Origin of the sequence: Streptomyces olivochromogenes (genome assembly GCF_001514115.1) — a bacterium.
In the GTDB taxonomy this organism is placed as follows: Bacteria; Actinomycetota; Actinomycetes; order Streptomycetales; family Streptomycetaceae; genus Streptomyces; species Streptomyces olivochromogenes.
In genome coordinates this window covers 33,669-48,095 of record NZ_KQ948451.1, presented here as the reverse complement: position 1 = coordinate 48,095, position 14,427 = coordinate 33,669, and the positions used below count along the sequence as shown (strand labels likewise).

Below are 14,427 nucleotides of genomic sequence, written 5' to 3'. Positions count from 1 at the left end.
ATGTTCCAAGCGTCAAAACGCGTCACGCGACCGGAAAGAGAGCCCATGGCAACTCCGACCACCACCCCCTCCGCGCCGCCCACGGGCCGGGTCGCGGACAAAGTCTGCGTCGTGACCGGCGCCGGATCCGGCATCGGCCGGGCGATCGCCCACCGGCTGGCGGAGGAGGGCGGCAAGGTGCTGTGCGCCGACCTGTCCGAGAACACCGCGCGGGAGACGGCCGCGGAGATCACCGCGGCCGGCGGAGTGGCCGAGGGCCGCGCGGTGGACGTGTCCTCCAGCGCCGAGGTCGACGCGATGGTCGAGGCCGCGGTGGCCCGCTGGGGCCGCGTGGACGTCCTGGTCAACAACGCGGGCGTCAACCTGCCGGGGCTGCTGCACGAGGTCCCCGACGACATCATCGACAAGACCCTCGATGTGAACGTCAAGGGCCAGCTCTACGGCTGCCGCGCGGTCATTCCACACATGCTCACCGCGGGCGGCGGCTCGATCGTGAACATCTCCAGCGTCAACGGGCTGGTCAGCGAGCCCTTCCTCACTGTTTACTCTGCCTCCAAGGGTGCCAGCGTGATGCTCACGAAGGGCGTGGCACTGGACTACGTCAAGCAGGGCATCCGCTGCAACGTGATCTGCCCGGGATGGGTCGACACGCCGATCAACCACGCGCACGCCAAGCTCCTCGGCGGCCTTGAGCACGTCTACGACACCATCGATTCCTTCCAGCCCATCGGGCGTCCGGGGCAGCCCCGCGAGATTGCGAACGTGGCCCTCTTCCTCGCCTCCGACGAGGCGAGCTTCATGACCGGAAGCGTCGTCGCGGTCGACGGCGGCATGACGTCGCAGTAGCCGTCACCCACCCGCCACCCGCCACCGCGCCGCTCGCGCCCTGCGCGCGAGGTGCGCCGTCCGCGCCGTACACCCTCCCAACCGGCCCAGCACACAAAGGGGATCACCCGTGGCTTCGGACAACACCCTGGACAAGACCGGCTCACCCGGACCGAACGACAGCGCGGCACCCACGATGACCGACGACGAGGCCCGGCTGCACGAGCTCGGCTACGCGCAGGAACTCGAGCGCAGCATGTCGCCGTTCTCGAACTTCGCCGTGTCGTTCACGATCATCTGCATCCTCTCCGGCTGTATGACGCTCTACGGCTTCGGCATGAACACCGGCGGCCCCGCCGTCATGGTGTGGGGCTGGCCGATCGTCGGTGTCCTCACCCTCACCGTCGGCCTGGGCATGGCCGAGGTGTGCTCCAGCTACCCGACCGCGGGCGGCCTCTACTACTGGGCGGCCAAGCTCGCCAAGAGCAGAGGCCCGGCCTGGGCCTGGTTCACCGGCTGGTTCAACTTCCTCGGCCAGGTCGCCGTCACCGCGGGCATCGACTTCGGTCTGGCCCAGTTCCTCAACGCCTTCCTGGACCTCCAGTTCGGCTTCACCGCCACCCCCGGCCACACCGTGCTCCTCTTCGGCATCACCCTGCTCGTCCACGCGCTCCTGAACGTGCGCGGCGTCAAGCTCGTCGCCCTGCTCAACAACATCAGCGTCTGGTGGCAGGTCATCGGGGTCGCGGTCGTCGTCCTCGCGCTGGTCGTCTTCCCCTCCCACCACCAGTCGGCGGGCTTCGTCTTCGGCCACTTCGTCAACAACACCGGCTGGGGATCCGGCCTGTACGTCTCCCTGCTGGGCCTGCTGCTCGCCCAGTACACCCTGACCGGCTTCGACGCCTCCGCCCACATGACCGAGGAGACCCACGACGCGGCCCGCTCCGGACCCCGCGGCATCGTCAACTCCATCCTCGTCTCGCTGGTGGCGGGCTGGATCCTGCTGATCGGCGTCACCTTCGCGATCCAGAGCTACGACGGTGCGCTCGGCAGCTCCACCGGTGTGCCCCCGGTGCAGATCTTCCTCGACGCCCTGGGCGACACCGGCGGCAAGCTGCTGCTCCTCATCGTCATCGGCGCCCAGTTCTTCTGCGGGATGTCCTCGGTGACCGCCAACTCCCGGATGATCTACGCCTTCTCGCGGGACGGCGCGCTGCCAGGGTCGGCGTTCTGGCACCGGATCAGTGACCGCACCCGCACGCCGTCCAACGCGGTGTGGCTCGCCTCGGGCGGCGCCTTCCTCCTCGGCCTGCCCTACCTGATCAACCCCACCGCGTACGCCGCCGTCACCTCGATCGCGGTCATCGGACTCTTCATCGCCTACGTCATCCCGATCTATCTGCGGCTGCGCCAGGGCGACGACTTCGCGGCCGGCCCCTGGAACCTCGGCCGCTGGAGCAAGCCCGTCGCGGTCGTCGCCGTGGGCTGGGTCGCCTGCGTGACCATCCTCTTCATGCTCCCGCAGGTCAGCCCGGTCACTGCCAAGTCCTTCAACTACGCGCCGATCGCGGTCGTCGTCGTCCTCGGCTTCGCCGGCGCCTGGTGGTTGCTGTCGGCCCGCAAGTGGTTCACCGGCCCCAAGGTCCAGGGCAGCGCCGACGAGCTGGCCTCCATCGAACGCGAACTCATGGGCAACTGAGCATCACCGCCCCGCACAGCCGAGCGGCCCCGGACTCCACAGTCCGGGGCCGCTCGGCGTCGGCACATGGGCTCACGCCATCCAGAAGAAGACCGCGGTCATCCGCTTGTCCTCCATCGTGCTGCCCCAGTAGGCGGTGGCGCTGTGCATCAGGTTGGCGTGGTAGAGGAGCAGTCGGTTGTAGCGGTGCGGGACCTCGAGGTCCTCGACGAAGGAGTCCGGCGCCACGAACCGCGTACCCAGCGCGTCGACCAGGTTGTTGTGCGGAGCCGCCACCACGTTGCCGCCGAGCCGGCCGCCGGGCAGGCTCTGCCGGTAGAAGCTCGTTCCGCAGCTCTTGGGTACGACCGGGTTGAGATAGAGCACGGCGGCGTACCGGCACAGCGCGCGGGAGTCGGTGTGCGGGCGCGGTTGGCCCTCGTCCTTGCCGACCACCTGGACGCAGTTGTGGTTGAGCGTGCCCCCGGAGGGCGTGCTCTGCACCCACAGCTCCTTCGCGCCGGTGGCCTTCTTCACCAGCCGTTCCACACGGGCCAGTTCGCCCGGATCGAGACCCGGCATCGTCCGCAGGCCCGGCCAGCTCTCCGAGGTGTACGGGTAGCCCTTGGCCCACTCGTCCTTGGCGAGACAGCGCGCCCGGACGGCGTCCACGTCGGGCAGCACATCGTCGAAGACCCAATAGTCCCGGTCACGGGTCGGTTTCCGATACGGGAGGACAGGGAGGGCCGGAGTCCGTGGGGGGTGTGAGGACATGCGGCCGACCATAGTGGCGGCCTCGGTCACCACTCGCCTTGGAATTGGTCAACAATCTGTCAACTTCACTTGGCCGCAAGGCTGTCGGCGCGCCCTCTGTGCCTCGCGCATGCTCCGTGCGCAGCCGGTACGCGCCCCGCGCGCCAGCTTGGAAATGAGATCCATTTTCAGATAGCGTGAGCCGTGTCCACCTACCTTGGAGACCGACATGGCCGTGCCCAAACGCAAGATGTCCCGCAGCAACACCCGCCACCGCCGCGCCCAGTGGAAGGCCGCCACGGCGCGACTGGTCCCGGTCACCGTCGACGGCGCCTCCCACCTCGTACCGCAGCGACTGGCCAAGGCGTACGAGCGCGGCCTGCTGCGCCCGGAGGGCTGACATGCGCGCGGCCTTCGTCGGAAAGGGCGGCAGCGGCAAGACCACACTGTCGGCCCTCTTCTCCCGCCGGCTGGCGCACTCCGGCGCGCCCGTCGTCGCCATCGACGGCGACATCAACCAGCACCTGGCACACGCCCTCGGCCTCGGTGACCACGAGACCTTCGCCGCCCCGCCCCTCAGTGCGCGGCTCGGCGAGATCAAGGCCCACCTGCGCGGCAGCAACCCGCGCATCACCTCGCCCGAGGCCATGATCAAGACCACTCCGCCGGGCCGCGGCTCACGCCTGCTGCGCCTGCTCGGCGACGACCCGGTGCACACCCCGCACCTCCAACGGGTCGGCGGCGTACCGCTGATGGTCACCGGTGAGTTCGACGAGAGCGATCTCGGCGTGGCCTGCTACCACTCCAAACTCGGAGCGGTGGAGCTGTACCTCAACCATCTCGTCGACGGGCCCGGCGAGTACGTCGTCGTCGACATGACCGCCGGTGCCGACGCCTTCGCCTCCGGACTCTTCACCCGCTTCGACATGACCTTCCTGGTCGCCGAACCCACCCGCAAGGGCGTCTCCGTCTACCGCCAGTACCGCGACCACGCCAGGGAGTTCGGCATCCCGATCGCGGTGATCGGCAACAAGGTCACCGGCGAGGACGACCTGCTCTTCCTCAAGGAACACGTCGGCGACGACCTCCTGACGTACGTCCGGCACTCCTCCTGGGTGCGCGCCCAGGAGCAGGGGCGCCCCCACGGCGACCTCGAACCGCACAACATCCACGCGCTGCGCCACATGCGGACGGCCCTGGACGCCCGTACCAAGGACTGGACGGCCTTCCAGGAACACGCCGTCGCCTTCCACCTCCGCAACGCCGCGGCCTGGGCCGACCGGGCCACCGGGACCGACCTGTCCGCACAGATCGACCCCGACTTCCGGCACGGCCCCACCGCCCTCGAGCCGTCCGCCGACTGACCCCCCGCGCACGGCCGGAGTGCGACCGGCGCACCACCGAACCACCTAGCGACAGGACTGCCACTCTCATGTCACTCGACGTCTCTCCGAAGCTGCTCGCCGAAGCCGAACGCGGTCCGGTCCGCGAAGCGGACTTCGTGGACACCGTCCGTACGTCCCTGCCGTACGCGTACGACCTCATCGCCGACCTGGCTCGTCAACTCCGCGACGGTACAGCTGAGTTCGCCGACAACCACACTCCGCCGCCCTCCGAGAAGGAACGCGGCCAGCTGCTGCGGGCGCTCGCCAGCGACGCGATCCGCGGCAGCCTGGAACGGCACTTCGGCGTCACCCTCGCCTTCATGAACTGCCACCGCGTCGCCGTCTTCCGCCCCGAGGACCAGGGCGGCGCGACCCACTCCCGGTTCACCTCGCAGCGTTCGCAGATCCTCAACCAGTCACCCGAGTTCCGCGACTGCTGAACCCCGCGGCCGTGCGGCCGTCTCCGTCACATCGTGGGCTGGGTGGTCAGCGACTGCTCGGCCCAGATGACCTTCCCCTCGGCGGTGTAGCGGGTGCCCCAGCGCCGGGTGAACTGGGAGATCAGGAACAGCCCGCGGCCACCCTCGTCGGTGGTCTTCGGATGCCGCAGATGCGGAGCGGTCGCGGCGCTGTCGGAGACCTCGCAGATCAGCGCCCGCTCGGTGATCAGACGCAGCCGGACCGGCCCCGAGGCGTACCGGATCGCGTTGGTGACGAGCTCGCTCACGACCAGCTCGGTGGTGAAGGCCAGCTCGTCCAGGCCCCACGCGCTCAGCTGCTCCGTCGCCACCTTCCTGGCCTCGGCGACCATGGCCGGGTCCGTGGACAGGTCCCAGGTCGCGACCTGCTCGGCGTCGAGCCGGCGGGTACGCGCCATCAGCAGCGCCACGTCGTCGTACGGCCGCGACGGCACGAGATCGTCCACGATCGTGCGGCACATGCCGTCCAACGGCTGACGGTGCGAGGCCAACGCGCCCCGCAACCGCTCCCGGCCCGCGTCCGGATCCCGTCCCGTGCGGGGCGTGGCGATCAGCCCGTCGGTGTGCAGGGCGAGCACACTGCCTTCCTCCAGAGTGAACTCCACCGATTCGAAGGGCAGCCCGGCGACACCCAGCGCGGGACCGCGGGGAAGGTCCGCGAACGTGACGGTGCCGTCGGGAGCGATCACCGCGGGTGCGGGATGCCCCGCGCCCGCCATCACGCACCGCCCGCTCACCGGGTCGTACACCACGTACAGACAGCTGGCTCCGACGGCCTGCATCCCGCTGGTGAGGGTGTCCGCGCCGCTGCCCTCCTCCCGGGCGGCCCGGCTGACCAGGTCGTCCAGGTGCGCGAGCACCTCCTCGGGCGACAGGTCCAGATCGGCGAGGGTCTGTACGGCGGCGCGCAGCCGCCCCATGGCGGCGGCGCCGTCGATGCCGTGACCGGTCACCTCGCCCACGACCAGTGCCACCCGGGCCCCGGACAGCGGAATGACGTCGAACCAGTCCCCGGCGAGGCCCGTCAGCTCGTCCGCGGGCCGGTAGCAGGCCGAGACCTCCACCGCGTTCTGCTCGGGGAAGCGGTGCGGGAGCAGATTGCGCTGGAGGACGAGCGCCGCGTCGCGCTCACGGGTGTAACGACGGGCGTTGTCGAGGCACAGGGCCGCCCTGCCGACGAACTCCTCCGCCAGGCCTAGATCGTCCTCGTCGAAGGGGTCCTCGCGCTCGCGACGGAAGAACGTGGTGATCCCCAGCGTGACGCCACGGGCCCGGACGGGCACGATCATCGCGCTGTGCAGCCCGAGGTCGAGGAAGGAGGCGGCCGGGCCTTCGCGGGCGCTCGTGCTCCACTTCCTGGCCTGCGGATCCAGCCGCGCCTCACGCCAGGACCGGCCCTCGGCCAGAGCGCGCACCGGGGGAGAGGTCGTCTGGTAGGTCGCGGCCTCACCCACCTCGACAGCGGTTTCGGGGACCCCTGCTCTGACCGACTGCTGTCCGGCACGGCGCAGCGACACCACGTCCGTGTCGCTCAGCCGGCCGGGCACCGGCTCGGCTCCCCTGAGCACGGACTCCAGCAGGTCCACGGTGACGAAGTCGGCCAGCCCCGGTACGGCGACATCGGCCAGCTCCTGCGCGGTGTGCAGGATGTCCAGACTGCGCCCGATGTGCTCGCCGGCCCGGTCGAGCAGCGCCAGCCGCCGTCGCGCACGGTAGTGATCGGTGACGTCGACGACGGTGTAGTACACCCCGATCGGATGGCCGTGGTCGTCCTCCAGCCGGATGAAGGACAAGGAGTGCGCGGACTCGCGATGCGGCGCGGACCGTATGCGGCCCACGTGCTCGTACCCGATGACCGGCCGACCGCTCTCCAGTACCCGGCGCATCTGCCCCTCGAGCGCCTCGGCGTCCAGGCCCGGCTGGATGTCGGCGAGCCTGTGCCCCAGCCGCCGGTGCGGCGGGCCCCCGCCGAACTGCTCCAGCGCGGCGTTCGACCACACATAACGCAGGTCCGTGTCCACGATGGCGATGCCCACCGGCGAGCGGGCGTTCATCCGCTCCAGCACCGACCGGCTCATGTCCCAGCCGGGGCCACCGGCCAGATCGGCGAGCAGCACCACCCAGCGCGTCGGCCCGGCGCTCTCCCGTATCGGGACGACACGGACCATCACTCGGACCGCGTGCCCGTCCCGGTGCAGCGCGGACAGCAGTCCCGCCCAGCCGTTGCCGTCGCGGCACCGCGCCGCAAGGTCGGGGATCCGTGCCGAGTCCTCCGGAAGCAGCAGGTCGGCGGCGCGGCGGCCCAGGACCTCGGAGGGCGCGTACCCCAGCAACCGCTCGGCGTCCGCGGTCCAGCTGGTCACCGTCATCCGGGCGTCGAGCAGCAGCGCCGCGGCGTCCGCCATGTTGAAACGTCGGCGGGCGGCCGGCACGTCTTGTTCCTCGCTCGCAGCCACGGCGACCCTCTCCGCTCCCCGAGGTGCTCCTACCCGCTATTTGCCCATTCTTCACGTTGTACGACCACGTGGGCTCGGGGGCCTGGGGCGCGGTTGAACCCCGGGGCCGTCGGCCGCGTATCACTCCACGGGGATGGCGTGAAACCGCGCGCACGGAAGGAGAGCAGTGTGCCGACACCGCCCGAACCAGGGCAGCCCGGGGGGCGACGGGCGATCGAACCCACCTATGTTCAGCGGCGCCGCCGGACGGAGGCACTCGCGCAACTCCTGAAGGAGGTGCGGGAGGAACAGCACGGGCCCGACGCGGACGAGAACTACGAGGTCATCGCCGTACCGGCCACGACGGTCGCCGTGACGCCGCCGGCGGCCGAGGACGCGACCGAGGAACTGCCACCCGTCCTGGTGGGCGAGGACTACACCCGGGGCGCGAGACCGGTGGGACCTCGCGGACCCTCCTCCGCCCCCCGCGTCCACCGCGGGCGCGGGCCCGCAGGAGGGCGGGCGTCCGGGTGGGGCACGGGGCACCGCCGCGCCGCGATCGTCATCGGGGTCACCGGGGCGGCCCTCGTAGGCTTCGCCCTCGCGCTCCTGCTGCCCGGCGGTGAGCAGGAGGCCGGCGCACAGGCCGGGCGAGCCCCGACCGGCGCACCCACGACGGCCGCTGCGCAGGCCCCGTCCGCGAGCGCCGACCCGGACGGTGCGGGCACCCTCCGCGAGGGGGACAGCGGCCCCGCGGTCAAGGACCTGCAGCAACGGCTGCTCCGGATCCCGAACGTCTACGACCACGGCTCCACGAACGGCACCTACGACGCCACGCTCACGGCCGCGGTCGCGCGCTTCCAGCTCTGGTACGGGATCCGGGGCGACGAGACGGGTGTCTACGGCAACGACACCCGCGCCGACCTCGAATCCCGTACGGCGCTGTGACCCCGTACGACGCCGTGATCCCGTACGGCTCTATGGCTCTGTGGTTCTACGGCTGTATGGCTGCCGAACGCGCCAGGATCTCCCGGACCGCCAGGATTGTCAGGTGGCCGCGGACGACCGGGTGAACTCCCGTATGGCACGGGCGAGTTCCGTCGGCCGGTCCAGCGGGACGAGTGTGTAGCTGTCGTCGATCTCGACCAGCCGCCCCCGCGGGAGCAGCGCGGCGAGGCGCCGGCCGTGCTCGGGCGGCATCACGCGGTCGCCGCGCGCCCAGACGACAAGGGCGGGGCGGTCGAAGCGCGGCAGCCGTTCGGCAGCGGCGAGCAGCAGACCGGTGTCCGCCGCCGCCGCGCGTAGGGTGCGTACCGCGTCGCGGCGGATCTCCGGCCGTTCGAGGACCGGCCTGATCCACCGAGCGGTGGCGGCGTCTCCCCGGAGCGTCAGCCACCCGAAGGCGACCGGCATGCGGCGCAGTGGCCGCAGCCGCATCTGTTGCATGAACATCCCGAACAGCCGTGGTGGGAGCCTGCCGCTGAGGACGAGCGTCCGGCCCGTCAGCCCGGGCGGGAAGTTGTCGAAGGCGTCGCACGACACGAGCACCACCCCCGCCACCCGCGCCGCACCGTCGCCCATCATGAGCTGGACGAGCGCACCACCGGTGTCATTGCCGACCAGGACGACGTCGCGCAGATCGAGCCGGTCGAGGAACTCCGCGACCAGCCGGGCCACCCCGGGCAGCGACAGGTCGGCGTCGGCCCGCATTCCGTGCCGATGCGCCCCGAGCGGCAGGGTCGGCGCCACGCACCGGTGGTCGGCGGCGAGCTCGGTGATCGTCCGGTCCCACAACGAGGCGTCCATCATCAGCCCATGCAGCAGCACCAGCACCGGACCGTCGCCACCCGTGTCCCGGTACGCGACCGTCCCCGCCGACAGTTCGATCTCCCTCGTCGTCATCCGCGCTCCACGGAGGCGACGGAGGCCACCGGGGAATCGAGCACATGTCGGCGCAGGAACGACAACTCGGCGTCGACCGCCCGTTCGTGCGCGTCCAGGAACGGCGCGTAGTGCCCGCCGGGCAACCACACGAGCTCCGCGCGGGGCGCCCGCCGTGTCGCGTGCACGGCCGCCGTGGGCGAGGCGGACTGGTCCTGCTCGCATACGACGACGAGCAGTGGACACCGTACGCGTGAGGCGTCACGGCCGGGACGGTAGAACCCGAGGCCGAGCGCCGAGCGGGCCGCGACCTCCTGCCGCCAGTCCGGATACCGGTCGCCGGGATTGAGCGCGCGCGGGGCGTCGGCCGTGTCCGGCGTGGTGAGGACGGCGACGGTGCCGGGCTCGCCGCCGAGTGGGACCAGCAGGGGCGGACGGCCGAGGAGGCCGCCGGCCGCGTCGAGGACCCCCCTGCCGAGCAGGCGCAGCAGGGCGAGTGGCTTCTGGTGGCGCGCCGCGAGGCGTGCGGCGGCCGGCCCCCCGACGTTCGGCGTCTGGGCGATCACCGCGGCGAGGTGCGGGGTGCGTGCCGCGACCCGGAGGAGGTGACCGGCGGATGCGGAGAACCCCCAGAGCGCCAGCCTGTTCCGGTCGACTCCCGGCAGGGTCGCGGCGAACGCGACAGCAGCTCGCCAGTCCGCCAACTGCCCGCTGACCGAGGCGACTTGGCGCGGCCGACCGCCGCTCTCACCGAATCCGCGATAGTCGAAGGCCAGCACGCCGAACCCGGCGTCGTGGAACCGCCGCGCGAACAGGTCGGTGCCCGGTTCCTTCGTCACGGCGAACCCGCCCGCCATGATCACACAGGAGCCGTCGCTCCCCGGATAGTGCCAGGCGGCGCACTCGCTGCCGCCACTGCTGAAACGGACCTTCTCCCGCTCCCCGGACACCGGACCGGTCACGTCGTTCATCAGGGCCTCCTGTCGTAAGGGCGTCTCGCGCATCAGGGCCTCCCGCGCGCGCCTGCCGCGTCTTTGCCGAGCGTCCGCATCCATGAGGGTTGATGGGGACTCCGGTGTGACATCGCCGCGAAACCTCGTGGGGCTCCCCGCCGGGAACGCACCGTGGCGCTTGAGGAAGCGGGGGATCGAAGCGAGGGCGGTATGGAGAGCCATGCGAGCATCAGCGGGTGACCGACGAAGAGGAGCTGTACGCCGCCGACCTGATCGGCAAACGGCTGCTGCGGGTGACCACGGCGTGGCACCACTACGCAGATGACGAGCCGTCGCTGTTGCACCTGTGGCTTCATCTCGAAGGGCTCGGCCCGGTCCACTTCCACACACCCGGCAATGGCCTGTCGCTGACGATCGACCAACCGCACGAGCCGTTCTCGATGGAGCAGTACGGCAGCATCGTGGTCGTCGAGGATCCGCCCGGCCTGTCGGTGACCCGGTTCATCGGCGAGCCGGTCCGCTCGGTCCGAGAGATCAGTTATCGGGACGCGCGCGTCGACTTCGGGGCCGGACTCACGCTCCAGTTCCCCGGTGGGAGCATCCGCCTGCTCGCCCTCGATGACGAGCTCGTCCTCGCCCACGAACAGCAACTGGGCCCTGTCGAGGCCCACTTGCGCGAGGACGTGATCCTCGCCCGGGTGGTGCAGACCGGCGGAGGCTTCCCGTCACAGTGGGACGCGTGGACGACCGGCGGCCAGTACCTGTATCTGCGGTACCGGCACGGGGAGGGGACCGTCGAGCAGCATCCGAGCGAGGACACCGACACGTGGGACGGTGAGGAGTCCAGGCTGTGGACGAAGTGGGACGACGGGACCGACGGTGGCCACATCGAACTCACCGATTTCCTCACCCTGGCCGGCCTACGTCTGGCCTCCACCGCCGAGATCTCTCCCGGATGATGACGCGGTGCCGAGCATCAGCGGCAACCAGGTGACGGAGGGGTGGGAATGGCGCTGGAGATGATCCCGGACAGGCCAGGTCGGGGGGCGGTGTTCGAGCCGCTCCTTGATGAGCTGTTGGCACTGTTCAGTCCGGACTGGGTCCTGCCGGAGCGGATGGTGGGGAAGCATCAGCGTCGTCGTTGCGGGGTGAAGCGCCGGGAGATCGGCCGAGCGGCTGAGGCGGATCCAGACCTCACCCGCCGGCATGCGGACCTCTTCGTGCATGCCGCCATGCACGATCAGTGCCGCAGCGGAATCAACCGACTCGTCGGGCCGCTGGTGAACGCCCTCGGATACCGCTGGGTACAGGAGGAGATCATTCGGTACGTGCGTACCGGCTCCGAGGCAGAGAAGGTCGGCGCGACCATGGCCTGGTACTTCGCACGCCCTCCTGTCGAGTACGCGGAGTACGCGTCGTGGGAGGAACGTATACCCACCTCGGCGAGCAAGGCAGCGGTGGAGGCCCTGTCGGATCTCCGTGACTGCTACCGCGATGCGGTCCTGGCTGCCTTCCTGTCCTGTGAGGACCCGGGGGTCCGCCAGGACCTCTCGCTGTGGGTGTCTCTCGATCCGTCCGTCTACCCGGACGACCTTCAGATCGCCCAGAAACGGGCCAAGGACATCATCCTGGACGATCCTGAGCACTACCGCTGGCTGCTCCAGCGCTCGGGCCATGGGTGACGGCCCGCTCCCCGTCGCGGCCGCAGACGCCCTCGCCCCTGGTCGGCGGACGAACTTCCGACGCGGCCTGACACATCACGATGACCGAACTGCTCGTCGTCGGGAGTCCGGGGCGATAGGGGGATGCGATGCTCTGTCGCTCAGCCGCGTACTCGCGGCATGGCCTCCCTGTCGCGAGAGCGACACTGTTCACGCCCAGGCGTCTTGTCTGCCGCAACTGCGGGCTGTCACGGGCGTCGACCGCCAGTCGCTTCTCGCTGAGCCGGGGTACGGCCCACCACATGGGTGCTTGGAGTGGGACGCTGACCGCCGCTCTCGGGCGTCGGGGGTGCCGGTGGCGAGTGCCGACTGGAGACAATGCATGACGTGACCGCTCCGGAAGAGATCTCCCGTGATGCCCTGCTGCGCCAGGGCTTCGTCCTGGAATACGCCACGCTGGCCTGGAACGCCATCGGCATCGTGGTGCTCGCTGTCGCGGCGGTCTCCGCCCGGTCGGTGGCGCTGGCCGGGTTCGGACTGGACTCCCTGATCGAGATCGGCGCCTCGACGGTAGTGATCTGGGAGCTGTCGGGCACCGGTGAAGCACGTCAGCATCGCGCGATGCGGCTGATCGGCGTCGGATTCGCGGCGCTCGCGGTCTACCTGCTGGTGCAGTCCACCTGGGTGCTGGTCGCCGGCCACCACCCGCGCCATTCGCCGCTGGGCATCGGGTGGACCGCGGTCACCGCCGTCGTGATGTTCGCCCTCGCCGCGGGTAAGGCCCGTACCGGCGCCGCCCTGGACAACCCGGTGCTCAAGACCGAGGGCCGCGTCACGCTGATCGATGGCCTGCTGGCCGTGGCGGTCCTGCTCGGCCTGGCCCTGAACACCGCCGTCGGCTGGTGGTGGGCCGACCCGGCGGCCGGCTACGTGCTGGTCTACTACGCAGTCCGCGAGGTCCGCGAGATCTTCACCGGCGGCCACTGAACAGACAGTCACACGAGGCATTCCTCGCCGGGTGGCGCGATGGCGGATACCAGGTGAAGTACGACCTGGCCACCAAGCCGGTCAATGAGCCGGTCAATGAGCCGGTCGAGGCTGCCGAAGAGAGGCAGTTGACCGGTCATACTCCGATGTAGCTCACTGTTTCTGTCATGTCCGCCCGCCCGGTACGCAGTCGTGGCACGCCTTCCTTCTCGAACCCCACCGCGACACCGCAGAACAGCACGAGCCCGTCATCGGCTCCGACCACCTCGCTGACGGTCTCGCGATACATCGTCCACATCACCTGGGGACAGCTGTGCAACCCTTCCGCCCTCAGCAACAGCATGACCGTCTGCAAGTACATCCCCGCGTCCCCCCACTGCCCGGGCCCCATCGTCCGGTCGAGGTAGCAGAACAGCACGACCGGCGCCCCGAACGCGTCCGAGTTCACCGCGGCGATCTTCCTGGGTCTGTCGGGGTCGTCGCGCTTGATTCCCAGCGCTTTGTACCGCTGGGCAGCCGCGGCGGAGAAACGGTCCAGATACGGTGAGGTCAGTTCGGCCGGGTACATCGGATACTCCCGCTCATCGCCCGGGTCTCCTGCCAGTGCCCTGGCCGTCGCGCGTCTCTTCAGTTCGGCCAAGGGTTCGCCGGTCACGACATAGATGTGCCAAGGCTGGAGATTCCCACTCGATGGCGCCCGCGTCGCTGCAGCCAGCACTCGTTCGAGCACCTCTTTGGGTATCGGCTCATCGCTGAACGCCCGCACAGCCCTGCGACTGTCCACGGCTTCATACACATCCACGTCTTCTCGTCCTCTCACTCCATGGCGGCCAGCGAAGACACGAGGATGATCGTCGCATCAGGCGAGCAGACCGGAAGGGAGTTGGACGTTCGCTCCGGTGCGGAGACGTCGCCGTGGATCACGTCGGATGAGCTGTGGGACTGGAACGAGGCGGGAGTCCGGCAGCGGCTGCACGAGGTCCTGCTCACCGAACTCAACGCGGCCTCACGCCTGGACCGGTCCCGCTGCACAGTTGATTCCGCCCACGTCAGGGCCCGAAAAGGGGGAGCCAGGCAGGTCCGTCTCCAGTCGGCCGGGGCCGAGCCGGCTCGAAACGCCACTCGTTCACCGATGGACACGGCACCCCGCTCGCGGTGTTCCAGCAGCCCGTGCGTGGCCCCTGCCCCGTCCACCCGCACCAGGATCTTCGCGGTCGAGGAGGCGGGGATCTGAGCGAGAGCGTCGGTGAGCACGGCGACGTGGTCGGCCACCGTGTCCGCTCCGGCATTCCCCGGCCGCAGGACCATTGGCCAACGACTCGGTGGTGTTCGCGCACCACGCGGCCAGCGATTGAAACCCGAACGTCTTCTTGAAGGTGACCCCTGCCCC

The 14,427-nt window shown here is 70.1% G+C and carries 14 protein-coding genes and 1 pseudogene; 10 read left to right on the top strand and 5 right to left on the bottom strand.

What is annotated here, in order from left to right; translation table 11 throughout:
• Window positions 1-45 precede the first annotated feature (45 nt).
• The gene (locus tag AQJ27_RS00225; protein ID WP_067359945.1) at window positions 46-846 is read left to right on the top strand and encodes an SDR family NAD(P)-dependent oxidoreductase; all 801 of its coding nucleotides are present in this window, start codon (window positions 46-48) and stop codon (window positions 844-846) included.
• Window positions 847-1,021: 175 nt separating this feature from the next.
• Entirely contained in the window at window positions 1,022-2,524 is a 1,503-nt protein-coding gene (locus AQJ27_RS00220) for an amino acid permease (protein ID WP_067362519.1), read from the top strand.
• 72 nt (window positions 2,525-2,596) lie between these two features.
• Here AQJ27_RS00220 and AQJ27_RS00215 read toward each other — a convergent pair whose 3' ends face one another.
• Window positions 2,597-3,277, bottom strand: coding sequence for a DUF6445 family protein (locus AQJ27_RS00215; RefSeq protein ID WP_067362516.1), 681 nt, complete (start codon window positions 3,275-3,277; stop codon window positions 2,597-2,599).
• Between the two features lie 208 nt (window positions 3,278-3,485).
• On the opposite strand from AQJ27_RS00215, the gene rpmF reads away from it, so the two are divergent.
• The 3 genes from rpmF (at window position 3,486) to AQJ27_RS00200 (ending at window position 5,081) form a co-directional block, all read left to right on the top strand.
• A complete protein-coding gene (gene rpmF, locus AQJ27_RS00210) occupies window positions 3,486-3,656 on the top strand; it encodes a 50S ribosomal protein L32 (RefSeq protein WP_067359943.1) in 171 nt (56 codons plus the stop codon).
• A 1-nt stretch (window position 3,657) separates the two neighbouring features.
• On the top strand, window positions 3,658-4,620 hold the full coding sequence (locus AQJ27_RS00205; protein WP_067359941.1) for an ATP-binding protein: 963 nt from the start codon (window positions 3,658-3,660) through the stop codon (window positions 4,618-4,620).
• A gap of 68 nt (window positions 4,621-4,688) precedes the next feature.
• A complete protein-coding gene (locus AQJ27_RS00200; RefSeq protein ID WP_067359939.1) occupies window positions 4,689-5,081 on the top strand; it encodes an SCO5389 family protein in 393 nt (130 codons plus the stop codon).
• A gap of 26 nt (window positions 5,082-5,107) precedes the next feature.
• On the opposite strand, the gene AQJ27_RS00195 is transcribed toward AQJ27_RS00200, so the two are convergent.
• Entirely contained in the window at window positions 5,108-7,525 is a 2,418-nt protein-coding gene (locus AQJ27_RS00195; protein WP_067362513.1) for a SpoIIE family protein phosphatase, read from the bottom strand.
• A gap of 219 nt (window positions 7,526-7,744) precedes the next feature.
• Here AQJ27_RS00195 and AQJ27_RS00190 point away from each other — a divergent pair, with 219 nt between their 5' ends.
• Window positions 7,745-8,503, top strand: a complete 759-nt coding sequence (locus AQJ27_RS00190) for a peptidoglycan-binding domain-containing protein (protein WP_067359937.1) — start codon at window positions 7,745-7,747, stop codon at window positions 8,501-8,503.
• Window positions 8,504-8,602: 99 nt separating this feature from the next.
• On the opposite strand, the gene AQJ27_RS00185 is transcribed toward AQJ27_RS00190, so the two are convergent.
• Both AQJ27_RS00185 and AQJ27_RS00180 read right to left on the bottom strand, forming a co-directional pair.
• Window positions 8,603-9,457: an alpha/beta fold hydrolase gene (locus AQJ27_RS00185; RefSeq protein ID WP_067359935.1), complete on the bottom strand. Its 855-nt coding sequence runs from the start codon at window positions 9,455-9,457 to the stop codon at window positions 8,603-8,605.
• Entirely contained in the window at window positions 9,454-10,407 is a 954-nt protein-coding gene (locus tag AQJ27_RS00180; RefSeq protein WP_067359932.1) for an alpha/beta hydrolase, read from the bottom strand. Before AQJ27_RS00180 ends, AQJ27_RS00185 begins: the two co-directional genes overlap by 4 nt.
• A 218-nt stretch (window positions 10,408-10,625) precedes the next feature.
• Here AQJ27_RS00180 and AQJ27_RS58310 point away from each other — a divergent pair, with 218 nt between their 5' ends.
• From AQJ27_RS58310 to AQJ27_RS00165, 3 genes are all read left to right on the top strand, one after another.
• Window positions 10,626-11,348, top strand: coding sequence for a hypothetical protein (locus AQJ27_RS58310; protein WP_235613432.1), 723 nt, complete (start codon window positions 10,626-10,628; stop codon window positions 11,346-11,348).
• 48 nt (window positions 11,349-11,396) lie between these two features.
• The gene (locus tag AQJ27_RS00170; RefSeq protein ID WP_067359930.1) at window positions 11,397-12,071 is read left to right on the top strand and encodes a hypothetical protein; all 675 of its coding nucleotides are present in this window, start codon (window positions 11,397-11,399) and stop codon (window positions 12,069-12,071) included.
• Between the two features lie 366 nt (window positions 12,072-12,437).
• On the top strand, window positions 12,438-13,037 hold the full coding sequence (locus AQJ27_RS00165) for a cation efflux transmembrane domain-containing protein (RefSeq protein ID WP_067362501.1): 600 nt from the start codon (window positions 12,438-12,440) through the stop codon (window positions 13,035-13,037).
• Window positions 13,038-13,173: 136 nt separating this feature from the next.
• Here the strand turns inward: AQJ27_RS00165 and AQJ27_RS00160 are convergent, their stop codons facing one another.
• On the bottom strand, window positions 13,174-13,839 hold the full coding sequence (locus AQJ27_RS00160) for a nitroreductase (protein WP_067359928.1): 666 nt from the start codon (window positions 13,837-13,839) through the stop codon (window positions 13,174-13,176).
• Between the two features lie 45 nt (window positions 13,840-13,884).
• Here AQJ27_RS00160 and AQJ27_RS54505 point away from each other — a divergent pair.
• A pseudogene (locus AQJ27_RS54505) lies at window positions 13,885-14,195 on the top strand (IS5/IS1182 family transposase); the annotation flags it as partial.
• Between the last annotated feature and the right edge of the window lie 232 nt (window positions 14,196-14,427).

Bases quoted from the DNA above. Each gene is read 5' to 3' on its own strand.
- AQJ27_RS00225 (WP_067359945.1), top strand. From the start codon at position 46: ATGGCAACTCCGACCACCACCCCCTCCGCGCCGCCCACGGGCCGGGTC.
- AQJ27_RS00220 (WP_067362519.1), top strand. From the start codon at position 1,022: ATGACCGACGACGAGGCCCGGCTGCACGAGCTCGGCTACGCGCAGGAA.
- AQJ27_RS00215 (WP_067362516.1), bottom strand. From the start codon at position 3,277: ATGTCCTCACACCCCCCACGGACTCCGGCCCTCCCTGTCCTCCCGTAT.
- rpmF (WP_067359943.1), top strand. From the start codon at position 3,486: ATGGCCGTGCCCAAACGCAAGATGTCCCGCAGCAACACCCGCCACCGC.
- AQJ27_RS00205 (WP_067359941.1), top strand. From the start codon at position 3,658: ATGCGCGCGGCCTTCGTCGGAAAGGGCGGCAGCGGCAAGACCACACTG.
- AQJ27_RS00200 (WP_067359939.1), top strand. From the start codon at position 4,689: ATGTCACTCGACGTCTCTCCGAAGCTGCTCGCCGAAGCCGAACGCGGT.
- AQJ27_RS00195 (WP_067362513.1), bottom strand. From the start codon at position 7,525: ATGGCGGACGCCGCGGCGCTGCTGCTCGACGCCCGGATGACGGTGACC.
- AQJ27_RS00185 (WP_067359935.1), bottom strand. From the start codon at position 9,457: ATGACGACGAGGGAGATCGAACTGTCGGCGGGGACGGTCGCGTACCGG.
- AQJ27_RS00180 (WP_067359932.1), bottom strand. From the start codon at position 10,407: ATGAACGACGTGACCGGTCCGGTGTCCGGGGAGCGGGAGAAGGTCCGT.
- AQJ27_RS00170 (WP_067359930.1), top strand. From the start codon at position 11,397: ATGGCGCTGGAGATGATCCCGGACAGGCCAGGTCGGGGGGCGGTGTTC.